This window comes from Flavobacterium calami (genome assembly GCF_038290035.1).
GTDB lineage: Bacteria > Bacteroidota > Bacteroidia > Flavobacteriales > Flavobacteriaceae > Flavobacterium > Flavobacterium calami.
In genome coordinates this window covers 108800-135724 of record NZ_JBBYHS010000003.1, presented here as the reverse complement: position 1 = coordinate 135724, position 26925 = coordinate 108800, and the positions used below count along the sequence as shown (strand labels likewise).

The 26925-nt window shown below is 34.9% G+C and carries 20 protein-coding genes and 1 tRNA gene; 11 read left to right on the top strand and 10 right to left on the bottom strand.

Annotated elements, in window-relative coordinates; all coding sequences use genetic code 11:
- Position 1 precedes the first annotated feature (1 nt).
- The 3 genes from AAEO57_RS03575 (at position 2) to AAEO57_RS03565 (ending at position 3070) form a co-directional block, all read left to right on the top strand.
- Entirely contained in the window at positions 2-940 is a 939-nt protein-coding gene (locus tag AAEO57_RS03575; RefSeq protein ID WP_341689551.1) for a mevalonate kinase family protein, read from the top strand.
- Between the two features lie 35 nt (positions 941-975).
- Positions 976-1932 (top strand): geranylgeranylglycerol-phosphate geranylgeranyltransferase, encoded by a 957-nt coding sequence (locus AAEO57_RS03570; protein WP_341689549.1) that lies wholly within the window; start codon positions 976-978, stop codon positions 1930-1932.
- Positions 1933-2161: 229 nt separating this feature from the next.
- Positions 2162-3070 carry a pseudouridine synthase gene (locus AAEO57_RS03565; RefSeq protein ID WP_341689548.1) on the top strand — a complete coding sequence of 303 codons (909 nt, stop codon included), beginning with the start codon at positions 2162-2164 and terminating at the stop codon, positions 3068-3070.
- A gap of 156 nt (positions 3071-3226) precedes the next feature.
- On the opposite strand, the gene AAEO57_RS03560 is transcribed toward AAEO57_RS03565, so the two are convergent.
- Both AAEO57_RS03560 and AAEO57_RS03555 read right to left on the bottom strand, forming a co-directional pair.
- Positions 3227-4624 (bottom strand): hypothetical protein, encoded by a 1398-nt coding sequence (locus AAEO57_RS03560; protein ID WP_341689546.1) that lies wholly within the window; start codon positions 4622-4624, stop codon positions 3227-3229.
- A gap of 19 nt (positions 4625-4643) precedes the next feature.
- Entirely contained in the window at positions 4644-7004 is a 2361-nt protein-coding gene (locus AAEO57_RS03555; RefSeq protein ID WP_341689544.1) for a TonB-dependent receptor plug domain-containing protein, read from the bottom strand.
- A gap of 137 nt (positions 7005-7141) precedes the next feature.
- On the opposite strand from AAEO57_RS03555, the gene AAEO57_RS03550 reads away from it, so the two are divergent.
- A complete protein-coding gene (locus tag AAEO57_RS03550; RefSeq protein WP_341689542.1) occupies positions 7142-8194 on the top strand; it encodes an AraC family transcriptional regulator in 1053 nt (350 codons plus the stop codon).
- Between the two features lie 158 nt (positions 8195-8352).
- Positions 8353-10050, top strand: coding sequence for an alkaline phosphatase D family protein (locus tag AAEO57_RS03545; RefSeq protein WP_341689540.1), 1698 nt, complete (start codon positions 8353-8355; stop codon positions 10048-10050).
- 76 nt (positions 10051-10126) lie between these two features.
- Here AAEO57_RS03545 and AAEO57_RS03540 read toward each other — a convergent pair whose 3' ends face one another.
- Positions 10127-11227 (bottom strand): DUF4407 domain-containing protein, encoded by a 1101-nt coding sequence (locus tag AAEO57_RS03540; RefSeq protein WP_341689538.1) that lies wholly within the window; start codon positions 11225-11227, stop codon positions 10127-10129.
- Positions 11228-11635: 408 nt separating this feature from the next.
- Here AAEO57_RS03540 and AAEO57_RS03535 point away from each other — a divergent pair, with 408 nt between their 5' ends.
- Together AAEO57_RS03535 and AAEO57_RS03530 are read left to right on the top strand one after the other, a co-directional pair.
- Positions 11636-14446 carry a TonB-dependent receptor gene (locus AAEO57_RS03535; RefSeq protein ID WP_341689536.1) on the top strand — a complete coding sequence of 937 codons (2811 nt, stop codon included), beginning with the start codon at positions 11636-11638 and terminating at the stop codon, positions 14444-14446.
- Between the two features lie 74 nt (positions 14447-14520).
- On the top strand, positions 14521-15579 hold the full coding sequence (locus AAEO57_RS03530; protein WP_341689534.1) for a phytase: 1059 nt from the start codon (positions 14521-14523) through the stop codon (positions 15577-15579).
- A 132-nt stretch (positions 15580-15711) separates the two neighbouring features.
- Here the strand turns inward: AAEO57_RS03530 and pckA are convergent, their stop codons facing one another.
- Both pckA and AAEO57_RS03520 read right to left on the bottom strand, forming a co-directional pair.
- On the bottom strand, positions 15712-17316 hold the full coding sequence (gene pckA, locus AAEO57_RS03525; protein ID WP_341689532.1) for a phosphoenolpyruvate carboxykinase (ATP): 1605 nt from the start codon (positions 17314-17316) through the stop codon (positions 15712-15714).
- Between the two features lie 189 nt (positions 17317-17505).
- On the bottom strand, positions 17506-17892 hold the full coding sequence (locus tag AAEO57_RS03520) for a DUF423 domain-containing protein (RefSeq protein ID WP_341689530.1): 387 nt from the start codon (positions 17890-17892) through the stop codon (positions 17506-17508).
- Positions 17893-18064: 172 nt separating this feature from the next.
- Here AAEO57_RS03520 and AAEO57_RS03515 point away from each other — a divergent pair, with 172 nt between their 5' ends.
- Positions 18065-19429, top strand: a complete 1365-nt coding sequence (locus AAEO57_RS03515) for a saccharopine dehydrogenase family protein (protein WP_341689528.1) — start codon at positions 18065-18067, stop codon at positions 19427-19429.
- Between the two features lie 67 nt (positions 19430-19496).
- Here AAEO57_RS03515 and AAEO57_RS03510 read toward each other — a convergent pair whose 3' ends face one another.
- From AAEO57_RS03510 to AAEO57_RS03490, 5 genes are all read right to left on the bottom strand, one after another.
- On the bottom strand, positions 19497-19973 hold the full coding sequence (locus AAEO57_RS03510) for an energy transducer TonB (RefSeq protein ID WP_341689526.1): 477 nt from the start codon (positions 19971-19973) through the stop codon (positions 19497-19499).
- Between the two features lie 15 nt (positions 19974-19988).
- Positions 19989-21209, bottom strand: coding sequence for a M56 family metallopeptidase (locus AAEO57_RS03505; RefSeq protein ID WP_341689524.1), 1221 nt, complete (start codon positions 21207-21209; stop codon positions 19989-19991).
- The gene (locus AAEO57_RS03500) at positions 21206-21577 is read right to left on the bottom strand and encodes a BlaI/MecI/CopY family transcriptional regulator (RefSeq protein ID WP_341689522.1); all 372 of its coding nucleotides are present in this window, start codon (positions 21575-21577) and stop codon (positions 21206-21208) included. The genes AAEO57_RS03505 and AAEO57_RS03500 overlap by 4 nt, the downstream gene beginning before the upstream one ends.
- Before the next feature lie 43 nt (positions 21578-21620).
- Positions 21621-22043 carry a toxin-antitoxin system YwqK family antitoxin gene (locus AAEO57_RS03495; protein WP_341689520.1) on the bottom strand — a complete coding sequence of 141 codons (423 nt, stop codon included), beginning with the start codon at positions 22041-22043 and terminating at the stop codon, positions 21621-21623.
- A 312-nt stretch (positions 22044-22355) separates the two neighbouring features.
- Positions 22356-23744, bottom strand: a complete 1389-nt coding sequence (locus AAEO57_RS03490; RefSeq protein WP_341689518.1) for a dipeptidase — start codon at positions 23742-23744, stop codon at positions 22356-22358.
- A 156-nt stretch (positions 23745-23900) separates the two neighbouring features.
- Here AAEO57_RS03490 and AAEO57_RS03485 point away from each other — a divergent pair.
- The 3 genes from AAEO57_RS03485 (at position 23901) to AAEO57_RS03475 (ending at position 26677) form a co-directional block, all read left to right on the top strand.
- Positions 23901-23982, top strand: a tRNA-Leu gene (locus tag AAEO57_RS03485).
- Between the two features lie 222 nt (positions 23983-24204).
- The gene (locus AAEO57_RS03480; protein WP_341689516.1) at positions 24205-25029 is read left to right on the top strand and encodes an AraC family transcriptional regulator; all 825 of its coding nucleotides are present in this window, start codon (positions 24205-24207) and stop codon (positions 25027-25029) included.
- Between the two features lie 298 nt (positions 25030-25327).
- Positions 25328-26677 carry a TolC family protein gene (locus AAEO57_RS03475; protein ID WP_341689514.1) on the top strand — a complete coding sequence of 450 codons (1350 nt, stop codon included), beginning with the start codon at positions 25328-25330 and terminating at the stop codon, positions 26675-26677.
- The last annotated feature ends 248 nt before the right edge of the window (positions 26678-26925 follow it).

Sequence of the window (26925 nt, the reverse complement as noted above, 5' to 3'; positions counted from 1 at the left end):
TATGAAAGGACCATTATTTTACTCAAAAATATTACTCTTTGGAGAATACGGAATTATCCGCGACTCTAAAGGACTTTCTATTCCTTATAATTTTTACAACGGCGCTTTGAAGAAAAGCGAAGAACCTAGTGAAGAAGCAATCGCATCTAACAGAAGTTTAAGAAGTTTTGCTTCTTATCTCGAAGTTTTGCAGTCGCAGGAGCCCGAATTGGTTACTTTTGATTTACAAACGCTTCAAAATGATGTTGAAAGCGGAATGTATTTCGATTCCAGTATTCCGCAGGGATATGGTGTTGGTAGCAGTGGCGCCCTTGTAGCGGCTATTTATGATAAATATGCAAACAACAAGATTACTGTTTTAGAAAATCTTACACGCGAAAAACTTTTACAGTTAAAAAATATATTTTCTCACATGGAAAGCTTTTTCCACGGAAAGAGTTCCGGTTTGGATCCTTTGAACAGCTATTTGAGTATTCCGATTTTAATTAATTCTAAAGATAATATTGAAGCAACCGGTATTCCGACTCAGAGTTTTGACGGAAAAGGGGCTGTTTTTTTATTAGACTCAGGAATTGTAGGCGAAACCGCTCCTATGGTCAATATTTTCATGGAAAACCTGAAAGACAAGGGTTTTCGTGCGATGCTGAAAAATCAGTTTGTAAAATATACCGATGCCTGTGTAGACAACTTTTTGCACGGGGATATGAAATCTTTGTTTACCAATACTAAAAAGCTTTCAAAAGTCGTTTTAAATAATTTCAAACCTATGATTCCGGAACAGTTTCACGGAATCTGGCAGCACGGGATTGATACCAATGATTATTATCTCAAACTATGCGGTTCTGGAGGCGGTGGTTATATTTTAGGGTTTACTGAAGATTTAGAACGTGCAAAAGCTTCTCTAAAAGATTATAAATTAGAGGTTGTTTATCAATTCTAAATAGAAACCTTTTTTCTAAAATTTAAACTCGCAGAATGTTAAGCAGACAGCACAAACTTATAGTAATGAAAATTGTTAGTTTGTTTTCTGTCGTACGCGGCTATAACATTCCTATCATTATTTTAGCCCAGTATTTATCGGCTATTTTTATACTTGCTCCTGAGAAAAGAGCTCTGGATATTCTACTGGATTTTTATTTGTTTTTGATTGTTTTTGCTTCGGCGATTACGATTGCTTCGGGTTATATTATTAATAATTTTTACGACAGCCAAAAGGATTTAATCAACAGGCCAAATAAATCGATGCTGGATCGTCTGGTGAGCCAAAAGACAAAACTAACGGTTTATTTTTCTTTGAATTTTATGGCCGCTTTAATGGCTCTGGTAGTCTCCTGGAGGGCTTTTTTATTCTTTTCGGCCTATATTTTCCTGATTTGGTTTTACTCTCATAAAATAAAAAAATATGCAATCATTGGAAACTTAATGGCTGCATTTATGGCTGTGTTGCCTTTTTTCGCTATTCTGTTATTTTTTTACAATCAGGTTTCGTTTGAAGAACTTGAGAATCACAGAGGGCATTTTGTGGTAATTTCATCGCATGCCATGTTTCTTTTTTTATTGCTGCTGATTCGCGAAATGATAAAAGATCTGGAGAATTTAAAAGGAGATCTTGCAAATAATTACCAAACGATTCCGGTTATTTATAACGAAAAGGTTTCTAAACAGATCATTACTGTTTTAACTTTTTTGACTGTACTTCCGGTTTATGTACTGATTAATGTTTATGATGTGGGCTATATGGATATTTATTTTTATGTGTGCTTTGCAACAATGCTTTTTTTTCTGCTATATTTATGGAAATCTAATTCTAAAGAGCAATACCTGATGCTTCATAATGTGCTTAAATTTTTGATTGTTTCAGGTGTCTTCTGCATTGTTTTGATCAATCCGAATGTGTTATGGCACGGGAAACAGCTGATTTCTAATTATTAGGTTTTATTCCGCAGAGATTCGCAAAGCATTTTCGCAAAGATTTGCAGAGAATTATAAATTTTGAGAAGCTCTCTGCCAACTCTGTGCAGCTTTGTATAATAATTAATCTTTAAAAAAAGCCAATTGTGATACTCCTGATTAATGAAAGCAGTAATGCTATTAATCTAACAATATTGAACTTAAGATTATTTAGCAGGAATAAACTATCTTTGCACAAATTACAGAATTTATGAACAACAAGGAAGGGAATAATAAAAGAGGCGGATCTAGACCAAGCAGCTCAAGACCAAACTCCGGCAAGCCAAAACCTCCTATGGCAAAGCGTGCTCAGGGACCTAAAAAAGTGAAACCTGCTGTAAAGGCGGCTGAAGAAGAAAAAGCACAAAAAATTAAAAAACAAAATCAGGCTCCAAAAAGACAGAAAGCTTCTGACGAGATTCGTTTGAATAAATACATTTCGAATTCGGGAGTTTGTTCGCGTCGTGATGCAGACCTGTATATCCAGTCAGGAAATGTAAAAGTAAATGGTGTTCCGGTTACTGAAATGGGGTATTTGGTAAAGCTGAACGATGTTGTGAATTTTGATGGTGTTGTCCTTACTCCTGAAAAGAAAGAATATATCTTGTTGAACAAACCTAAAAACTTTACGACTGCTCTTGATGAAGGTCAGGAATATCGTAATGTTTTAGAATTGGTTCGTGGTTCTACAACGGCAAAAATTGCTCCGATTGGGAGAATGGACAAAAACACAACCGGTTTGTTGTTATTTACGAATGATACGGACATGATTCGTAAGTTTACCTTACCGAGTCAGAAATCGTCTAAAATTTATCAGGTTTCATTAGATAAAAACCTGAAATTTGAGGATTTAGAGAAAATAAGCAAAGGACTTGTTCTTGATGGTCATCGTGTATTTGTTGAAGAAATCAGTTATATTGACAACGAGCCAAAAAGCGAAGTAGGCTTAAAGTTGCGTACTTCGAATGTAAAAGTAGTACGTGCGATTTTTGAAAGTTTTGAATATAATGTTTTGCGTATTGACCGTGTGTCTTTTGCCGGTTTGACCAAAAAGAACTTACCGAGAGGAAACTGGCGATTTTTGACAGATCAGGAAATTATTAATTTGAAGAACGTTTAGAAGAAACGATTTATATAAATTATCAAGAAACCTATTTCCATTAATGCGAAATAGGTTTTTTTGTTTTTGAAAGTTCTTTAAAAACAGAAAAACAGATGCTGATAAATCAACACCTGTTTTTAACCAAATTAGAATTATTTTTTTAGGAGCAAAATTTTAGTAAGCTCCTAAGTAGAAACTTCCTGAAGCAGCTTTTAACTGAGCACCTTTTGTAATTGTTTTTGCTTTAGTATCGATAATGTAAATATTACCATCTACACCAGCCGGGCTTAAAGGTACATATACTTTGTCACCAATTACACCAATATTTTGGTATTGACCTAAGGTAGTATTTAAACCAGCATTCGTTTCAATTTCAGTAGCCAATTTAGTGGCTGATTTATCATTAAGGTTTATTAAAGCGATATATCCACCAGGAGTACCGGAAATTGTATAAAGAGCTACAGCTAATCCATCTTTAACATATTTGAATGCTTTAATGTTTGCACCAGTAATTCCTAAAACAGTATTTAAGTTAAAGTGGAAATTTGGATCATAATTGTAAGTAGTTTTACTAATACGTAATATTTCAGATCCACCAGAATTACTAAATACAGCCTGATAAATATGACCATCAGTACCCACGTGTTGTGTCATAGTACGGTACCCGTGGTTGTTAGTTTTTGTAAGTGTAGAAGTAATAACTCTTGGGTTTCTTAATGAAGGATAATCTACTACTAATGTTTTTGTACCATCAATATTTGCAGCATCACTTGGCCAGGAAGGTATTCCTGAGTTATTGATTGTTATTGTTCCAGCAGGATTAATTTTGCTTACATTACATCCAATATAAATTCTGTCTTTTGCTGCGTTTAGTACAGGAACATCAATACGGCCTACGCTGTAACCGGCAGCTTTTTCTGCATCTGTAAATGGAAAATTAAATACATTAGTATTAGTAATAGAGGTGTTATCTAAATTTAGAACTGCGATTTTAATTTCACTTTCTCTGCCTTTGTAAACAAAATTTGGAGCAGTACCTTCGTATGATATAGTACCAGCACTAGCATAAACACCCACACCAATTCCTTCGGCAGCTTTTACCCATCGAGGTGCATTTCCAAGAATTGTTGCAGTATTCAATTCAAAACCTACTTCTTCATAATTGCCTTCCCCATTTACAGCATATTTATTGAATACTCCACCGTCAGTTCCGGTATATTGAATGTTGTACAGGAATTTTCCATCAGCAGATGCTTGTACACGAGCTGTACGGGCAGATTTTAAACCAAAACCGTTTACATATTTTTCACCCTGCATTTTAAATAACTCCACCACATAATTTGGGTTGGCTGCATTTTCTTCAGAAATAGCATAAGCACGAGTACCTCCGTCCCCAGGAGTTCCTTCGTCATCTGGGAATGATCCGGTAATAGAAATCCACCGTTTGCTGTCTCCGTCTCCACCAGAAGGGTTTTCTCCTGAATTGTTGTCATCATTACTACAGCTTCCTAATATTAAAGCTGCTATAGTAGCTGTACTGAATAGTACTGTTTTAAATAGATTTTTTTTCATGATATTGATTTATTGATGTTTAAAAATTATTTATTGTGTAATTCAATTTGAAAAAGATGCCCCTGCCGGGTTTTTGGATTTGAAAATTGTCATAAATCTCGGCATTGAAAATATTTTTTATATCTAAGCTGGCGACTAGTTTCTTAGAAGGGAAACGATAACTCACCCCTAAATCCTGAGGAAACTGGTTAGGTGTTTTTGACCATTCCGGCTGTCCCCTTACTGTGTAATATTCTCCTACATATCCAATAGTATAATAGGCGTTGAGTATAGATCCTTTTTGAAATATATTAGGAATACCATACTGTGTATTTAAGTTCATCGTAAAAAAAGGTTCGTTAGATACCTGATGTCCATAGTAATTATTTGCATTACCTTCGCTATCTAATTCACTTTTATCCAGATTGTTGAATTTCGAAATATTAAAAGAAGTATTCCAACGGTTGTTATAGATGTAAATAATTTCGGCTTCAAAACCTTTGGCTTGTGTTTGATCAAGATTTACGTATTTAGTTACCTGAATATTAGCGTCTACCGGGTTTTCAATTTCTGTGTCTGCTACGGTTTGCTGAACAATTTTATCATAACCGTTTCGCCAAAACAAATTAGCATATAATGAAATTCTGTGCTTACCAAAATCGGATGGACCCCAGCGGAAACCTAAATTATAGTTGATGTATTTTTCAGGTTGTAAACCAAGATTAGGCAGAATGTTTCTTTCAGGTGATCCAAATATTTGCTCTTCTGAAGGCATAATAGGAGAATTCTCTGTAGACGCAATGAGGAATAAATTGGTTAAAATAGTATAGGAAACCGTTGCGCCATACCCAAAATTATAATCGACTGTTGTGCTGTCTTTTTTTACAATTGAATTTACGCCGTCGACAGTAGCTATCTCATACTTTGTCTGATTTGTTTTATTGTTAGTGTATTTTCCTAAAATATTGGTTCGTAGTTTTCTGTTGAAGGTTTCGGCTTCATAATTCATCGAAATAATATTCTTTGTAATCTTGCTAATGGTAGCTAAATTGGTAATAGTTTGATTTAATAAATCTTCATCCTTTCTGTCAGTGGCTTCTAGTTTATGATTCAATGAAACGCGATGACCATCCAAAATCATATAACCCAAATTGGAACGGATATTGGTAATTTTTCTTTCCACATTGGATATCACTTTTTCTCCTTGTTGTCCTCCACGAAGTGTTTTTAAAAGAACATATTTTTTTTCAGTTGCGATGATTGGTTCATTTGTTTCAGGTCTGTATTTAATATTACCATTTCCATCTCTTTCATATATAGGATTTCCATTTTCGTCATAAAGATCTACATAAATAGGCGTTTCTCTAATTTTTCCGTCCCAGTTGTAGGCATAACCTACGGTATCCTGAAGATAAGTGCTGCGGTAGCTTCGTGTAGCATTTGTAGTTAAAGCTAAATTTTTTACCAGGAAATTTTTCTTTGTATAATTTAACATTAATACATTGGCTTTAGTTTTACTAAACCTGCCTAAATAAGGAGTCGCCATTGTTATTCCATGTGGAATTTCACTATAATTACTGGATCCATTGTAGCCAATAAAAAATTGATCAGCCCATTTGGTATCGGCAAATCCAGCTTCAATCCGGCCACCAATATTTTTATAGGTATTATTGAAGCGTTTAGCACGATATGGTAATATTTGTTGATCCTTATTTACATAAGTTGTTGATTTTCCCCAAGTTTCATAACTATTGTCAGTATAAGTATAAAATCCTGAACCTCTTACTGATAATCCTGTTTTTTTATCGCGATACGTTCCTCCTAAATCAGATTGAAAAGTATTGAATGAACCGTAAGAAGCAGCCATGTTTAAACTGTTTTTAGACACATCCTTTTTCAATACCACATTAATAGCTCCTCCTACATAATCGCCAGTTAAGTGTGATGGAAGAACGCCTTTGTAAACCTCAATTCGTTCGATCATAGCTGGAGGTATATTATTCAAATTGAACGAGGAACCGTAAGTAGAAGCTTCTATTCCGTCAATAAAAATCCCGATAGTACTTCCAGACATCCCATTAAGGTTATACTCTACATTTGAGCCTATTCCTCCATTTTGTCTAACGCGAACACCAACTGATCTGTCAAGCAATTCATTTGTTGTCAAATTTCTTAACGATGCTTCTTTCGTTTCTATAATACCAACAGCAAATCCCGAAGTCTCTATTTTTTTCTTTTTTGATGTTCCCTGTACAGTAATGTTTTCTAATGTTTCTGCTTCGGAGTCTTTTTCTTTGGTTTTTTCGGGAGCAGCGGTTTTTTCTTTAGTCTGTTTTTCCTGTGAATATGACGACAAAGTCATTAAAATAAACAGAATAAGAAAAGTGTATTTATTAAACATGGGTGGTATTTAAATATTTTAGCAGATATTGTTCTTAATTAGACTTATTATAAATAAATTTGCAACAAAAGTACCATGACAGCACTTAAAACGGATAGGGAAAAACGGATTATTATTTTGTAAAAACGGATTATATTTTGAGATTTAAATCAATCATTCTGGGAGAGGAAGAGCCAATAATAGATATTGAAACCGGAACTTACATTCAAAAAAATCATTTTGCTGAAGAAAATGTCAATATAAAAAAGGAACATTTGGGAGAAATCGCAAGTACCAATCTTATTACCGAAGATATTTTGATTATTGATATTCAGATGTGTTTTTCGGCTCCTCAAACAATCCGCACTGAAATGGTTGGAGAATCTGTAGTACTCAATTTTATTTGCTGCAATAATGTAGAAGCCGATATTGATGAGATTGAAAGTGAAAAATATACTATAGAAAATACCCACAACATTCTTTACACATCAAAACTCAATGCTACCTTCAAAATCCCTCAATCAGAAGAAATTAATTACCTGTCGATTATTTTGTCTCCCGATTTTTATTCTAAATTGATTAATGAAAACTGGGATTTACATCAAAAATTCTCTAAAAATATTTTACAGAAAAAAACAGGTTATCTTACGCCAAAATACGTTCCGTTCAATTCAGAGATTCAATGGGCTATTCACGAAATAAAGAATTGTAAATATTCAGGCTCGATGAAAAAAATGTACCTGGAGGCTAAGATCAAAGAGCTTTTAATTTTTCAGCTTGAATCTTTGAAGGAATTTGAAAGCAAAGCTCCTGTAGATGAAAAGGATTATAAAAAATTATTGGAAGCCAAAAGAATTTTAGAACGCAATTTTACAAATGCGCCTTCACTTTTGGAGCTTTCGAGATTAATATCGCTTAACGAATTTAAACTCAAAAAAGGATTCAAAGCCTGTTTTGAAACCACTGTAAAAAGTTATGTAACCAAACTCAGAATGGAGTATGCTAAAAAGTTATTCAAAAACAAAACTTCAAATGTAAGCGAAGTTGCTTATAAATGTGGCTATAAAGACATCTCTCATTTTTCGGCTGCTTTTAAGACATTTTATGGGTTTACACCTGCTAGTTTCCGAAATGGTCATTGGGGGTTAAAACTTTCCATTTTATATTGGGAATTACTCGATGTTGTTTCATTAGATTTTTTTATGATTTAATCTAATTCGAAAAAAAAACTATTGACCAATAAATTTACATTTACCTATTAATTTTAACGCTTATTTTCCTTGTTTTTCTGTTTTTTGACGTTATCATAAAACTATAATAACTTTTACTTTTTCTGATATTCCCAATTTTACATAAAACTAAAATCAATATGGAAACATCGAAAAACGGTAGAAGGCAGTTTATTAGAAACACAATATTAGCGACAGGAGCAATTATGTTAGCTCCAAACTTTATTAGTTGTAATGATGATGACAACGAAAATGAAAGCAAAATTAATGTTACCGATTATACCAAAATTAATTTCAATCAGGGTGTAGCGAGCTTTGACCCGACTAAATCTAAAGTAATCATTTGGACACGTTATAATAGTCCGGACAAAAAAATACTTTGGGAAGTTTCTAAAGATATAGATTTTAATAAAATACTCAGAAGCGGAATTATTACAACTGAACTTTCCAGAGATAATACCATTGCTGTCGAACTAACAGAATTGGCAGAAAACCAAAAATTATATTACCGTTTCAGTAACAAGGAAGATAAGGCTATTTCTGTTACAGGAGAGACCATTACTTTTCCGGAAAATGCCTCTAGTGTTAAATTGGCTGTTTGTTCCTGTTCTAATTATCAGGCAGGTCTTTTTAACGTTTACAATGCTATGGCAAAATCTGAGGCCGATGTCATCGTACATCTTGGCGATTATTTTTATGAATACGAAGCAGGCGGATATGGATCGAATGCCCAAAACGCTTCTTTAAATCGCTTACATCAGCCAGCTCATGAAATCCTTACTTTAGAAGATTACAGAACTCGTTACAAACAATACAGATCTGATGCAGATTTACAATTAGCTCATCAGAAAAAACCTTTTATATGCGTTTGGGACGACCACGAAGTAGCAAATGATGCTTATAAAGAAGGTGCAGAAAATCATTCGGACAGCGAGGGGAATTATGAAACCAGAAAACAAAATGCTTTACAGGCTTATAGTGAATTTTTGCCTTTTTCGAGGTTAGAAGCAAATAATCAAAGTCTAATTTACAGAAATTTTAATTTAGGGAATTTGGTCAGCCTTACAATGCTCGACACCCGCATTATTGGCAGAGATAAGCAATTAAATATGAATGATTATATAACTGCTTCTGGCTTTAATGGTATAAAGTATCAGGCAGACATTACAAATCCTTCCAGGGCTTTATTAGGAACTACTCAACGCAATTGGCTGACACAAATCGTCAATTCAAATACAGCTAAATGGCAGGTTTTAGGGCAACAGGTATTGATGGCAAAAATGTATGTTCCTGCTGAAATGCTGACCGCATTTGGAACACCAAATTTCAATGCTATTTTAACAGAGCTGGTTACAATAAAAGTGCGATTAGCAAATAATGATCCAACGCTTACGGCACAGGAAATTGCAAGGGTTTCAACAGTACTTCCTTATAATTTAGATGCCTGGGACGGATATCCTGTAGACCGTGAGATGCTATATAATGCATTTGGCAATAAAAAGATCATAACACTTGCAGGTGATACACATAATGCCTGGAGTAGTAAATTAACAAAACAGGACAAAACAGAAGTAGGTATTGAATTGGCAACTTCGGGAATTACTTCTCCTGGTTTTGAATTATATTTAGGAAATAACCCAAGCCCGGAAACGCTCAAAGGTTTTGAGGCAGCATTGACCACTTTGGTTGATGATCTGAATTATTTTGATGCGTCACGAAGAGGATATATACTGACAACTTTTACCAGTAGTAACGTAAAAGCAGAATGGATATTTGTAAATACTATTTTGTCTTCATCATATACAACCTCTATAGGTCATACAGTTGTTTATTCTTAATAACCGAGTTTAACGAAAAAGAGCCCATTTATTATTAATGGACTCTTTTTTTTAGTATCGAAGTTTATATTGCACTTTAAAGTGTCTGTTTTTGTTTTTCTAAAAAACCATTTGATTGCAGTTCTAACAATTCAGTCGCATTTTTTCGCTGCAGATTGTACAGGTTTCTGTCTTCGGCAATATCAGCATATACTTTGTCGTGCATTTCGGCACTTGTTTTGATCAGTAACTCACGCTGGTATTTATTTTGTTCCAAAGTAGCTTTCATGGCAGTTTCAGCTTCTTCCTGCTTAATATCGAATTCGCCTTTTGGAGCCAGCAATTTGGCAATTATCGGAGACGTTTCAATCGCTAAAAACAATAGCATGATGAAAAATGAAGGGAGCCATGGTAATTTATTCAATGCATTGATTCTCGCCATTAATCCGTCAAAACCTTCAATGATTGGCTGTGTCTGCGAAACTTTTTTGTCCAGATCGGCCTGAAGCTGTGTGCCTGTTTTTTCTTTTTCGGCAATTTTGGCTTCGTTAGCTGTTTTTAATGTTTCATATTCTTTTAAAGCAGCATCGTGTTTCTCTCTCTTTTCTTTATAAACGGGTCCTTTACCTAATCTTTTAGTTCCTGTAGTCCCTTCGGCTTCTGTGATATAAGTGGAGTATAAATCGTTTACTTCTTTCTCTTTTTTCAGAATATCAGCTTTTAAAGCCGCAATTTCAGCTTTGTTTTTATCTAAATCTGATTTGAAATAATTGCCAACCTGCTTTTTATTCGCCAGTTCCATTTCATTTTTTTCCTTCAGCAAAACGGTATTGATTTCTTTTTCGAAAATTTTGATTTCGAGTGGCTTCGAAATTACAATAGCAATAATAATCGCTAGTATAATTCTCGGAGTTGCCTGTAGAAATTCATCCATTAGACGATCTCTTTTTTTAATCGTAGATACAATAAAACGATCCAGATTAAAAATAAGTAAACTCCATACAAATCCAAAAAGCAGAGCCGGATAAATAGAGTCAAAAACAGTAAAAAGGGCATAGGCACTGGCTAGAAAAGCCATAACTGCGGTAAAAAAAACGGTGGCGCCAATACCCACATATTTGGTTTGTTCGCCTTCTGAGCAGCCTTCGAGAAGTTTTCGGTCGGCTCCTGAACACAGGATAAAAAATTGTTTTAACATGATTGATGATTTTTGATTGATTGATAAGGCAAATTTAACGCCAAAAATTCAATTGCAATGCAAATAGTCAATTTGTTTTTGGTTGTGAATCAATTATTTGGTGGTTTTGTGATTGTTTAGGCCATAGTAATTAGTGCTTAGTAATTAGTTTTTTGTTCATCGAATAAGAAAACAAAATTGATTTAACCATCTAAATTTAGGCTTTTATAACAACTGCAAATGTTCATAGTCCCGCATTCTACTAATCACTAGTAACTATTTACTAATTAGTCATGCTATTCCAATGTTACTTAAATATTAATATTTGCCATTTTAAACTCCCAATCATAACAGTATATTAATTTTTTTCAGAAGTTTTAATAATACTAAGGTTATAGTTTCGCAACCAAAATAAAACCAAAACACACAATGAAAAATTTTTATGCAGTAGCAATACTCTTTTTATTAACCATATCAGGGTATGCTCAAAAAGCAATAATATCAGGAAAGGTATTAGATGCTGATGACAAACTTCCTTTACCGGGAGCCATGGTTCAAATTGTTGGTGAGAACAAGTACACTATCTCAGATTATAATGGACGATTTGAATTGCTAAATATTAATGTGGGAACGTATCAGGTAACTGTAAAATATATTGGATATACTTCTGCCACTCATGAAATTACAGTAGAACAGGGTAAAAACAACGTAATCGACTTTGCTCTTAAGACTACAGGAACAGAATTAAATGAGGTTGTTGTGGGTGATATCTTAAAAGGTCAGGCAAAAGCACTGAACCAGCAAAAAAACAACAAAAATATCGGAAACGTAATTTCATCAGATCAGGTGGGCCGTTTTCCGGATGCCAATGTGGGTGATGCATTAAAACGTGTTCCGGGTATCACGATGCAAAACGATCAGGGTGAAGCGCGTAACATTATCATTAGAGGTTTGGCTCCGTCTTTGAACTCTGTAACTTTAAATGGTGACCGTATTCCATCTGCAGAAGGAGACAACAGAAACGTTCAGATGGACTTGATTCCTTCTGATATGATTTCGACTATCGAAGTAAACAAAACATTAACACCAGACATGGATGCTGATGCGATTGGAGGTTCTGTAAACTTAGTTACAAGAGCGACGCCAAACGGGGAAAGAATTTCAGCAACACTTGCAGGAGGATATCTTCCAATTCGTGAACATGCTTCATATACAGCAGGATTAGTTTATGGTAACAGATTCGTTAATAATAAATTAGGAATGGTTGTCAGCGGATCGTATAATAATGTAGATTATGGTTCTGATAACATTGAAAACGAATGGGTTAAAGACGATTTCGGAAACCAGTATTTACAGGCATCAGAAATTAGAAAATATGATGTACAGCGTATCCGTAGAAGTGCTTCTGTAGCTTTAGATTATAAATTCAACGAAAACAATACTATTTTTGCTAATGCAATCTACAATTGGAGAGATGACAGAGAAAACCGTTTCAGAACTACTTATGATGATATCGAACCACTTTACAATGGTGAAGAAATCACTGGTTTTGAAGGACGTGTAAAACGTCAGACAAAAGGTGGTGTTGATAATAATCGCAACAAAAACAGAAGATTAGAACAACAAACTGTTCAAAATTATTCGCTTCGTGGAGAACATTTGATAAGTTCAAAATTAGATTTAGACTGGTCTGCCAACTATGCAAAGGCAAGGGAATACCGTCCAGAGGAACGTTACATCGAATACCGTCAGAAAGGTTTAGAGATGTTCCAGGATTTATCTGATCCAAGATTTCCTTTATTGACAACTGTTGGTGAGGCAAATGATCAGTTCGAATTTGACTCTGTAACCGAAAACACAGATGAAACCAGCGAAAGTGAATTTGGAGCAAAAGTGAACATCCGTTTTCCATTCTCTGTAATTGCAGGTGAAAAAGGAAGATTGAGAACAGGTCTTAGACTTCGTTTGAAAGAAAAAGAAAGAAACAACACTTTCTATGCTTACGAGCCAATTAATGACGGAATGGAATTATTATCTGAAGTTCCAACCAGCTATTTTGATGGAAAAAACTTTAATCCGGGAAGTAAATATGTACCGGGAACTTTCGCTTCGGCTGATTTCTTAGGAAGTTTAGATCTTAATAACGCCAGCTTATTTGATAAAGAAGCAGATCCGGCTGAATATTTAGCTGTTAACTATAATGCTAAAGAAAGAATTTCTGCAGCTTACATAAGATGGGATCAGGATTTTAATGATAAACTTTCAATGGTTTTGGGTTTCCGTGTTGAAAACACACACATTGATTATACAGGAAACCGTGTTTTAGATGAAGAAGAATTAGAAAGCCAAATCAACACGACAAACTCTTATACTAATTTATTACCAAGTCTTTCATTTCAATATAATGCTACAAAAGATTTAGTTTTAAGAGCTGCTGCGACTACTGCTTTAGCAAGACCAAACTATTACGCATTAGCTCCTTATGTAAACAATATTGCGGCAGATAAAGAAATTACTGCCGGAAATCCGGATCTAGATGTAACGTATTCATACAATTATGATTTCATGGCTGAGAATTATTTCAAATCAGTTGGTTTGATCTCTGGAGGTGTTTTTTACAAAAGATTAAATGATTTCATTTACAACTATAGCGATAACCAATATACTGATGCCAAATTTGCTGCAGATTTCCCAAATCAGGTAAATCCAATTCCGGCAGGAGAAAACTGGTCATTTTTACAATCAAGAAATGGTGATACTGTTGATGTTTATGGTTTTGAAGTAGCTTTTCAGCGTCAGTTAGACTTTTTACCTGGAGCTTTCTTAAAAGGTTTCGGTATTTATCTGAACTATACTTACACTAAATCTGAAGCAAAAGGAATCGCTGACGAAGACGGAAATGAAAGAAACAACATCAGCCTTCCAGGAACTGCTCCACACATGTTCAACGGATCATTGTCTTGGGAAAACAAACGTTTCTCTGCAAGAATTTCTACTAACTTCACTTCAGATTATTTAGATGAATTAGGTTCAGAAGCATACAACGACAGTTTCTATGACAAACAATTTTTCTTAGATGCGAATGCTTCTTATAAAATTACGCCGAAACTTCGCTTTTTTGCAGAAGCCAATAACTTAACAAATCAGCCGTTGCGTTACTATCAGGGACTTGAATCGAATACAAAACAAGCAGAATACTATCAGGCTCGTTACAATTTCGGGTTGAAATTAGACTTGTAAAACCTGTTTTTTAAAATTCTTAAATTAGACAGAGTTTAACGGCTCTGTCTAATTGCTTACAAATACATTATAAAATGAAGAATAAATCTATAATTGCCTTTTTACTTTTAGCACTTTCATTCACAGCGTGTAAAGATGATAAACTGGCTCAGGTGGCACCAAATGCGGTAAAACCAACAGCGGTTACAGAAGCTTTACCTCACGATACTGACGATCCTTCGATCTGGATTCACCCAACTGATGCTGCAAAAAGTATTATAGTAGGAACAGATAAAGATACAGACGGTGGTTTGTACGCTTTTGATTTGAACGGCAAAATCCTTAAAAAATCAATTCCTTTAAAACGTCCGAACAACGTTGATATCGCTTACGGATTGATTATTGACGGAAAAAAAACAGATATCGCCGTTACAACAGAACGCGAAAGCAACAAAATCAGAATCTTCAGTCTGCCTGATTTAGAGCCAATTGATAATGGAGGAATTTCAGTTTTTGAAGGAGAAGATTTGCGTGATCCGATGGGAGTTGCTTTATACACACGTCCGACGGATGGTAAAATATTTGCCATTGTGGGAAGAAAAACAGGTCCTTCAGGAAGTTATTTATGGCAATACGAACTTTTTGGAAACGGAAAGTTTGCTGATGGAAAAGTAGTGCGCAAATTTGGAACTTACAGCGGTAAAAAAGAAATCGAAGCGATTGCGGTTGATAATGAGTTGGGTGCTGTTTACTATTGTGACGAGCAAGTGGGAATCAGAAAATACAAGGCAGATCCGGCTCTAAATGATAATAAAGAATTGGCATTTTTTGGACAAAAAGACTTCAAAGCCGATCACGAAGGAATTGCGATTTACAAAAAAACAGATTCTACAGGATATATTTTAGTATCCAATCAACAGGCAAATACGTTTATGGTGTATCCGAGAGAAGGTGTTAACGGAAATCCAAACAGTTATAAATTACTGGCAGAAGTTCCCACTTCTACAATCGAATGTGATGGTGCCGATGTAACCAGCATTAATTTAGGCGGACCCTATAAAAACGGTCTTTTTGTAGCAATGAGTAACGGAATGACATTTCATTATTACGCCTGGGATTTGATTCAGAAACGTATTGACGAATCTAAAAAATAAACTTTCAGTGTTTACCGTGTTTTCAGTCGCAGCGTCAGTGTTCAGTGTTTATTTTTAGCTGCGATTGGAGACCAAACAAAAAAGCTGTTCATCACGAACAGCTTTTTTTTGGTTTTGAATTATAATTGCCCTTTATTCTGTAATCGGTGCGCCTGCTAAGATTTCAGCATTCGCATACTCTTCAAATTTGGCAAAATTAGCTTTGAATTTCTGAGCCAATTCTAACGCTTTTTTATCGTATAAATCTTTGTCTTCCCAAGTGTTTCTCGGATTCAAAATTTCGCTTGGAACATTAGGGCAGGATTGTGGTTTTGCAATTCCAAATACTTTATGGTCTACGTACTCTACATTATCCAGTTCTCCGTTTAGAGCTGCCGTAATCATCGCACGAGTGTATTTTAATTTCATACGGCTTCCGGTTCCGTAAGCTCCGCCTGTCCATCCTGTGTTGATTAACCATACTTTTACATCGGCATCTTTCATTTTTTTGCTTAACATTTCAGCATATTTGGTTGGATGCAAAGGCATAAATGGTGCTCCAAAACAAGCAGAAAAATTAGGCTGAGGTTCTGTTACACCTGCTTCAGTTCCGGCCACTTTTGCTGTATAGCCCGAAATAAAATGATAAGCAGCCTGACCCGGAGTCAGTTTTGAGATAGGAGGCAAAATTCCGAAAGAATCTGCCGTTAAGAAAAATATATTTTTAGGGTTATGTCCAATAGACCCTGGCTGAATATTGTCAATGTGTGTTATCGGATAACTTACACGTGTGTTTTGCGTAATCGAAACATCTTCAAAATCAACTTCGTTAGTTCCTGCTTTGAAAACCACATTTTCTAAAAGCGCTCCTTTTTTGATCGCTCTGAAAATATCCGGTTCATTTTCTTCAGATAAGTTGATTACTTTAGCATAACAGCCGCCTTCAAAGTTAAAAACGGTATTTTCGCTTGTCCATCCGTGTTCGTCGTCACCAATTAGTTTACGTTCAGGATCTGCAGATAAGGTTGTTTTTCCTGTTCCCGATAATCCAAAGAAAATTGCAGTATCTCCAGCTTCACCCACATTCGCACTACAGTGCATTGGCAAAGTATTTTCGAAAACCGGTAAAATAAAATTCAGGGCAGAGAAAATTCCTTTTTTCATTTCTCCTGTATAACCAGTTCCTCCAATTAAGGCTACTTTTTTAGTAAAATCCAAAATAGCAAAATTAGACTGTCGTGTACCATCTACAGCAGGATCTGCCATGAAACCTGGTGCACAGATTACAGTCCATTCAGGAGTAAAGTTGGCTAACTCAGATTCTTCCGGTCTCAAAAACATATTGTAGCAAAACAAATTTGACCAGGCTGTTTCTGTTACTACACGAACATTTAGTCTGTAATTAGCGTCAGAACAAACGTATGAATCGCGTACAAAAACTTCTTTGTCTGATAAAAACTGAGTTACTTTATTATATAATTTTTCGAAAGCATCCGGTGAAAACGGAATGTTTACATTTCCCCACCAAACTTTGTCTTCTGTAATACTGTCTTTTACAATAAAACGATCCTGTGGAGAACGTCCTGTAAACTCACCTGTATTAATCGCCAATGCTCCGGTAGAACTTTCAGTACCTTGTCCGGATTCTATCGTTATGGCGTGCAGTTCATCTGCAGATAACTGATAGCGGACTGTTGCGTTTTTAATACCTAAATTAGTTAGCGAAATCGATTTCGAGGAAAGTGTATTCGTCTCCATAAATTTTTTGTTGTGTTATGATTTATCCTAAAATGTCAAATTTTAAAATATAATTCAAAAACTTCTCAGGTGTTACATTATTCGTTTTTAAATATAAAAAGCTCAAAATATTCACACAGTAAAAGTTATCTGTTATATATACAACAAAATTAGTTAATAAAATTCAGATAGAATTTTTTTTAATGAATTTTATGATTTTTTCTTAAAAAAAGTAGCCAAAAGTACTAACCAGGCGAAGATTAATAGCATTCCGCCAATTGGAGTTACGAATCCAATAATTTTAAAGTCAATCGTTGTTACATTTTTGGTAGTCAGTAAGAAAATGGAACCAGAGAACAAAAGTACGCCTGCCAAAACTAAATTATAAATTACTTTTAGCGTCTTTAAAGGCAATTCTGTCCGAGAGGCAACAAAAAACAAAAAGAAAGCGTGATACATTTGATAACGAACACCGGTTTCAAAACTGGTCAATTGTTCCGCAGTTAATATTGCTTTTAATGCATGTGCACCAAAAGCACCTAAAATAATCGCCAATATTCCGAAAATAGCAGCTGTAATAATTATTTTTCTTTCCATTTTATGTGTTTTTAATATCACAAAAATACTCTTAATTCAGCCAAACAAAAAACATTTCAAATACACTTTTTAAAAAAATCTGGTTTACTTTGTTGTGTATTTTTAAAATTTGGCGACTTCTCAATTGTTGTTTTTATAACATTTTTGTATGTTTGTGTTATATGTGTAAATTATGAAACATATTCTAATCATTGGAGCGGGTAGATCCGCATCGTCCCTGATACGGTATTTGCTTTCAAAATCAGAAAGCGAAAGGCTACATATTAAGGTAGCGGACTTATCTTTGGCTTTGGCCGAAAAAAAGACCGGAAACCATCCGAATGCCACTCCAATTTCCCTGAATATTTTTGATGCCGAAGAAAGACAGGCGGCAATAGAAAAAGCTTCAATCGTTATTTCGATGCTTCCGGCACATTTGCATATTGAAATTGCAAAAGACTGCCTGCAATTCAGAAAACATCTCGTTACTGCTTCGTATATAAGTGACGCTATGATGGCTCTTGACGAAGAAGCCCGTAAAAACAATTTGATTTTTATGAATGAAATTGGTCTTGATCCCGGAATAGATCACATGAGCGCCATGAAAGTTATAAATGAAATAAGGCAAAAAGGAGGGAAGATGCTTTTGTTCGAATCTTTTTGCGGTGGGTTGGTCGCCCCGGAATCTGATAACAATTTGTGGAATTACAAATTTACCTGGGCACCGCGTAATGTGGTATTAGCGGGTCAGGGTGGTGCAGCAAAATTTATTCAGGAAGGTACTTATAAATACATTCCATACGGAACTTTATTTCGCAGAACAGAGTTTCTTGAGGTAGAGGGCTACGGTAAATTTGAAGCCTATTCCAACCGTGATTCGCTTAAATACAGATCTATATATGGTTTAGATGATATTCTGACTTTATACAGAGGAACAATCAGAAGAGTTGGTTTTTCTAAAGCCTGGAATATGTTTGTACAACTGGGTATGACAGACGACAGTTATATCATGGAAGATTCTGAAAACATGAGTTACCGTCAGTTTACGAATTCATTTTTGCCATATCATCCGACAGATTCAGTCGAAATAAAAATGCGGTTGATTTTAAAAATCGATCAGGACGATATTATGTGGGATAAACTTTTGGAACTGGATTTATTTAACCCAAATAAAAAAGTGAATCTGCCTAATGCAACTCCGGCACAGATTTTAGAAAAAATACTCACGGACAGCTGGACACTTGAGCCTGACGATAAAGATATGATCGTGATGTACCACAAATTTGGTTACGAACTAAATGGCGAGAAAAGACAAATCGATTCAAAAATGGTTTGTATAGGCGACGATCAGACTTATACTGCAATGGCAAAAACGGTTGGACTTCCGGTGGCTATTGCGACTTTGTTGATTTTGAATGGCAAAATCACAACTCCGGGCGTACAGCTTCCGATTAATAAAGAAGTGTATTTGCCGATTTTAGAAGAATTAGAAAGTCACGGAGTCGTTTTTTACGAACAGAGTATGCCGTATTTTGGATACAATCCGGACTTGTTTTAAGCGGATTTATTTTTAGTTTTTGAATTTTTAAAATCTGCTTCTTGTAGAAAGTAGCAGATTTTTTCAGTTAATTTTCTGATTGAATAGTAATAGGCAAACTATACAACACTGCAACAGTTCCCTCGCTGGTTTTTCCGGGAATCCATTTTTTAGATAATTTCACAACCCTTGCTGCTTCCTCACCTGTTCCGTACCCAATGTCATTCACTATCTTGATATCTGTCAGTGAGCCATCTTTTTCTACAATAAAAGTGAGGTGTATTTTTCCCTTTAAAAAAACATTAGGCGGAGTTTTAGGCATCTTATAATTGGCTCCGATAAATTTGTAAAAATCCTGTATTCCTCCAGGATATTCTGGCTTTTTAATCAAATCATTTGTATTATAAATCAATTCTGCCACTGATGCTGTTTCTTTTGTCTGTTTGGTAGATTTTTGATTTTCCGCTGTTGTTTCAGAATCCTGAGCAAAGCTGACAGAACCAATAAACATCAAAATGAATATGAAGGTTTTCTTTATGTTAAATTGTGAATTTACTTTTATCATGCTTTAGTTTTTATATTACTTCTCCGTCTTAATAGTTATGGGTAAACTATACAAAACCCTAACCGGTTTTCCTTTTACAGAACCCGCAGTCCATTTTGGGGAAAGTTTCAGGATCCGAATTGCTTCACTTCCCAGACCATAGCCTAAATCTTTTAAAACCTTAATTTCAGACAAATGCCCTTCTTTTTCCACTACAAATTGCAGGTAAATTTTTCCTGAAACTTTATTTTTGGCAGCCTCAGACGGCATTTTAAAATTTTCGCCTATAAACTTATAAAACGCTTCCATTCCGCCGGGAAATTCAGGCTGTGTTTCAATTGGGTCAACAGCAATTGCCTGGCTATCATCTTTTAATTTTTCATTATTTTCCTGAGCAACACTTTTATGACTAAATACAAATAATAGTAAACCTGAAAATGCAATTATAGTAAATGCTTTTAGGGCCGATTTGATTTTGCATTCTTTTTTGGTCATCATAACAAAACGTTTTTTGGTTATTAAATAATTGATAGTACTCGCCAAATTAATACTGGTTTTATCTGAAGCTATTTCAAGTAATAAATTCTGATACTTTGAAATTGAATTGTATCGAATATTAACTGCTTCGTCTGCCAGAAATTCATGATTAAGTTTAATTGCTTTTTTATACAAAATAAAGATTGGATTAAACCAAAATACAATTTGCAAAATTTCTATAAACAGAATATCCAAAGTATGTTTTTGCTGCAAGTGCGCTTTTTCATGCGCTATTAATTCTACTGGGATTTTGTTGTTTTTGAATGCTGCTTTATTAATGAAAATTGTATTCCAAAACGAATGTGTCAGTGTACTTCCTTCGATTAGAATGACTTTTTCTCCGTTTATAAATTGAGTTTCGTTTATTTTAATTTTTCTGTAGAATGTATACAGATTCAATATGAAACGAATAATTAAAACGGAAACCACAAGAAAGTAGATTCCAAAAATTACATTACTCAGATTTAGATCATCAACTACTGTTTTTAAATTTTCATTGCTTTTCTGAATCACTAATTCATCTAAGCTGAAAGATCCTATTTTATTGGAAGCAGCAGATTGAAATGAAATGATTTGGGAAGGGATCAAAAAACTAAAAACCAAACTCAAAAGTAGGTAAACCCTGTTAAAACGAAACATTTTTTCGTTTGCCAGCCACACTTTATATCCTGCATAAAAAAGTAAAAGCAGTAGTTCTGATTTTAAAAGATATTCCATCATTTTTTCTTCTTTTGAATTTCTGAATCGATTATTTTTTTAAGTTCTTCCAGTTCCGAAGCTGACAAATTGGTTTCGGTGGTAAAGAAAGAAGCAAATTGTGAAGCCGAATTATTAAAGAAATTACTAATCAGTCCTTTTACATGTTTGGAGAAATAGTCTGTTTTTTTGATCAACGGATAATATTGCCTTGAATTACCAAATTCGTTGTAAGCCACAAACTTTTTGTCAATCATACGTTTTAAAAGTGTTGCCACGGTGGTTGTGGCAGGCTTTGGTTCCGGATACGCTTCGAGCAGATCTTTCATGAAAGCTTTTTCAAGCTTCCAGAGATGCTCCATTAATTGTTCTTCTGAATTTGATAATTGCATTTTTTTTGAGGTTATAAGTTGCTAAGATTCTGAGTTTCTAAGTTTATTCTAAGTTTTGTTCTGAAACTAAATTCCCTTTATTATACTTTCTGATGTCGGTTAATTTTCCTTTATCCGAATAGAATTTCCATTTTCCAAAATAAAACCAGTGTGTTTCGACCGAATCAATTTCGACGCTGGTTTTTCCTTTTGATTGCAGTTTTCCGTTTGGATGATAATATTTTACGGTGCAGATTCCGTTTTTGTATTTTTCGGTTTTATAGATTTTTCCGTTGATATAGGATTTCCACTTTTTTACCGGCTGGTCGTCTTTATAATATTCGTATGATTTATAATAGGTACTGTCTTCATAATATTCTTCAATCCATGCTCCTTGTTTTTTCTTTTCAATCTTTTGATTAATTAAATGAGGTTTACAGGCAAGAAGAAATGTGGTACACAAGAATATTGAAAAAAGGTTTTTCATAGCTTTTGTTCTATGTTTATAGATTCGTTTCTACAAATGTAGAATAAAATTTAAAACATGCAAGAAAAAAGATTCAAAATTTAAATAAAACTATAATTTTCAATGCTTTGAGATTGCGTTAGGGATGGCAGCGGCATCCTTTTTATTTTTCCTTTAAAAATAAAAAGATATAGCGGATAGCCCGGCCGTAGGTAACGCCCGAATCAATAGCAATAGAAAATTTCAATGGCAAATTTCAATAGGAATATCAACTTGAAAGCTCAAAAAAAATCCGCTCATTGCTGAACGGATTTTGAATTTTTATAAAAAGAATTACTTCGAAAGCTCCACAAAATATTTATAAAACAACGGAATAGTTTCAATTCCTTTCAGGTAATTAAAGATTCCGAAATGCTCGTTTGGCGAGTGAATTGCATCACTGTCGAGACCGAATCCCATCAAAATAGTTTTGCTTTTTAATTCCTTTTCAAACAAAGACACAATCGGAATACTTCCTCCGGAACGAACCGGGATTGCAGGAACTCCAAAAGTTTCTGTGTAGGCTTTATTTGCAGCCTGATAACCTATACTGTCAATTGGCGTTACATAACCCTGACCTCCGTGATGCGGCGTCACTTTGACGGTAACTCCCGCCGGAGCAATACTGGTGAAATGTTTTGTAAAAAGTTCTGTGATTTCATGCCAATCCTGATTCGGCACCAAACGCATGGAGATTTTAGCGAAAGCTTTGCTCGCAATAACTGTTTTGGCACCTTCTCCGGTGTATCCGCCCCAGATTCCGTTTACGTCTAATGTCGGACGGATTGAGTTGCGTTCGTTGGTTACATATCCTTTTTCGCCGTAAACATCAGCAATGTTCAAAGCATTTTTATATTTTTCTAAACTAAAAGGCGCTTTTGCCATTTCAGCTCTTTCTTCTGCAGATAATTCCTGAACTTTATCGTAGAATCCTGGAATCGTGATATGATTGTTTTCGTCATGAAGCGAAGCAATCATTTTTGCTAAAATATTAATCGGATTCGCTACTGCTCCACCGTATAAACCTGAATGCAAATCGCGGTTCGGACCTGTAACTTCAACTTCAACATAACTTAAGCCTCTTAAACCTGTTGTGATAGAAGGTTGTTGGTTCGAAATCATTCCGGTGTCTGAAATCAGAATTACGTCGTTTTTCAGTTTTTCCTGATTGCGTTCTACGAACCACGCTAAACTTGCAGAACCTACTTCTTCTTCGCCTTCGATCATGAATTTTACGTTGCAAGGAAGTGTGTTATTTTGTACCATTAATTCCAATGCTTTTACGTGCATGTACATCTGACCTTTATCATCACAAGCGCCGCGGGCAAAAATGGCGCCGTCAGGATGAATGTCTGTAGTTTTGATAACGGGTTCAAATGGAGGAGAAGTCCATAATTCTAACGGATCCGGCGGCTGAACATCGTAGTGTCCGTAAACTAAAACCGTTGGAAGATTTGGGTCGATTATTTTTTCTCCGTAGATAATCGGGTAGCCTGGAGTGTCGCAGGTTTCGACAAAATCACATCCGGCTTTTGATAAACTTTCTTTTACAGCCTCGGCCGTGTCGATAACATCTTGAGAGTATGCGGTGTCGGCACTTACCGACGGAATCTTTAATAATTCGATCAATTCATTGATAAACCGATCTTTATGTTGTTGAACGTAGGACTTTATATTTTCCATTTAAATTATTTTTATAGAAAACCAAAAGTACAAAAAAGAGAATTAATATTTTTTTTCAAAAAATGCTTTGATTATTCGAAAGTATGCTTATCTTTGCACCCACAAACACCAGTTCAACGAACTCCTCTTTAAATAAGAGTTTAGTGGATTAATTACGCGGATATGGTGAAATTGGTAGACATGCCAGACTTAGGATCTGGTGCCGCAAGGCGTGTAGGTTCGAGTCCTATTATCCGCACTAAAAAAGCTTCTGAAAATCTTCAGAAGCTTTTTTGTTTAATAAGCTTTTATGTTATTCAATTTTGAATTAATGCTTTTTTTTAATGATGTATGCGGTTCGATACTCAAATCCTTCAATGTTATTTTTTCTAAAAAAATCGAACTAATTTAGGGATTATATTTTGGGATTTGCTTCCGATAGCAATCAGCATGGAATTTATTTCTTTCCTATCTTTATATTATGGAACTAGGAACATTCAAAGTAGACAAATATTATCTCCATAAAGTAGATGCCGATAAAAAAAGTATTTACTGTCATCATGATATAATGGGCGAATTGCTTGTTCCGACGCATAAACACAAAAAAGCGCAAATGTTATATGCAGAAGGTGATGTGGTTTTTGTGACCACTGAAACTAAATCATATTTTTTGCCTGCAAGACATTTTATCTGGATTCCCGCGGGAGTTGAGCATAGTATCGAACCAAAGTCGGAACATGTGATGATGCGAAATTTATATTTTCCGGTTGAAAAGGATGAAGATGATTTCTATAAAGTCGAAGGTATATATCCTGTGAATAATCTGCTGCTTCAAATGATGATGTTTACCAATCAGTGGAACGGTGATTTGAAAAAGGGAACTCCGAGTTTTGTCATTGCAAAAGCCATAAAGGCGATTCTTCCGCAAATATGTCATACGAATTTGCCTTTAGAACTTCCTCAGCCTAAAGATAAACGATTAGGAAAAATTCTGCGACATATCGAAAATAATTTGGGAGAAACGATTCTCTTTACAGATGTAGCACATGAATTTGGGTTTAGCGAACGTTCTTTGTATCGCTTATTTCAAAAAGATCTCAAAATGTCTTTTATTCAATATTATACCATTCGAAGAATCCTCAAAGCGATCGAACTTTTATTAGAAAGAAAACTTTCGGTAAAAGAGGTAGCCCTAGAAGTTGGTTATAATAGTGTTCCGACCTTCAGCAATACATTTTTTAAGATTTTAGGCCAAAGACCTTCCGATTACTTAAATGGTGAAGAGATTTTGGAGCGTGGTAAATAGATATTTTTGTTTCACGCAGATTTGAGAGATTTTTAAATGCTTTATAATCTGCATGATCTGCCAAATCTGCGAGAGTAAAAAGAAAAATCTGCGCGCATCTGCTAAAATCTATTAAATCTGCGTGAAATATTACAATTCAAATATATTTTGTAATAAATTGTTTGTCAGTGTTTTAATATAACGTTTTCGGAAAATGGAATTTTAACATTTGTCCGAAATGAATATGTTATTGACTTTTTAGAATCATCAGCCAAGAAAAAAATGAAGGAACTTTGCAGCATAAAATATTTATGTATTCATGTTCCTTACAAATTTAAAAGAAGATTGTTTCCCCAGAAGCTTTTGGTTGTTGATAATTGTTTTGACATTCAGTAGTTTACAAGCGCAAGAGATTCGCACAGTTTCTTTACAAGAAGCGATGAAACTGGCGAAGGAAAACAACAAAAAAATCCTTAAATCTCAACTGGAGATTACGCTCGCTGAGCAAAACATCAAAGAAAGAAAAGATCTTAGATTGCCGGATGTAGAATTAAACGGCATGTATTCCAGAATTACCAACATTACAGAATTTAAAGGAGATGGTTTCTTAAACGGAAAAGAAGTTACAAAAGCAATCCCTGAAATCTACGAGGTAAATTCGACTTTTAAAATGCCAATTTACGCTGGAAACAAAATTAACAACGCAATAAAAATTGCGAATCAGGAAAACGAAATTGCCAAAATTAAATCGGAAAAAACAGAAAATGATATTGAACTGGAGGTTGTTGCTAACTACCTGTCGATTTATAAAATGATGCAACTTCAAAAAATATTTGAAGAAAACATCAAAGAAGAAAAAAGCCGATTAAAAGAGGTGCAATCGCTTCAAAAACACGGAACGGTAACCAAAAATGAGGTTATTCGTGCCGAATTGCAACTCTCAGATCGTGAGCTGAATGCGCTTACAAATTCCAAAAACATAAAAATCGCACTTCACGATTTGAAGACTTTAATTCAGATTCCGGAAAATGAAGAAATTGCAATCGACACCACTGCAAGTTTGGATGAAATGAACGGTGTAGATCCGTATGATTTTTATCTGAATAAAGCTTTTCAAAATGAAGAAATGCGAATTGCAAGTCAAGAATTGGATATTAGCAAAACCGAATTAAAATTGGCAAAAGGAAATTATTTGCCAAGCGTTCACTTCTTCGGGAATTACGGCTTTTATTATCCAAACTACAAATTCTTCCCGCCAAATCCGTATTTGTACACTTTAGGTCAGGTGGGAATCGAGGCGCGTTTTGATCTTTCGGCTTTGTATAAAAACAAAACGAAAGTAGCTCGGGCAAACACGAAAATCAATATGCAGCAAATACAGTCTGAAATTATAAAAGATGAAATTCAGGATCAGCTTTATAAAGAACATACACAATATCGGGAAATCCTTGAAAAGTTTGTGGTCGTTGACAAAGCTTTGGATTTAGCTGAAGAAAATTACCGAATTGTAAAGCTGAAATACTTAAACCAATTGGTTTTAATTACCGAAATGGTTGATGCTGATAATGCGTTGCTTCAGGCAAAATACAACAAAATCTCTACCCGTTTGGATGCTGTTTTGAAACATTACGAAATGATGCACACGGCTGGGATCATGCCTCAGAGTTAAATGTAAGATGTAAAAAGATAGAAGTCTTTAGAAGAAAGAAGCAAGAGATAAGACTTAGAAGAAAGAAGCAAGAGAATAGAGTAAAGAATATAGATTGATTTTGAGTTCCGAAGGAACGGTTCATATTGTAGCGCAGGATTTCAATCCGGGGAAGAAATAGAAAGAATATAGATTTTCAGTTCAGAAGGAACGATTCATATTGTAGCGCGGGATTTTAATCCCGGGGAAAATAGATAAAAGAAATAGAG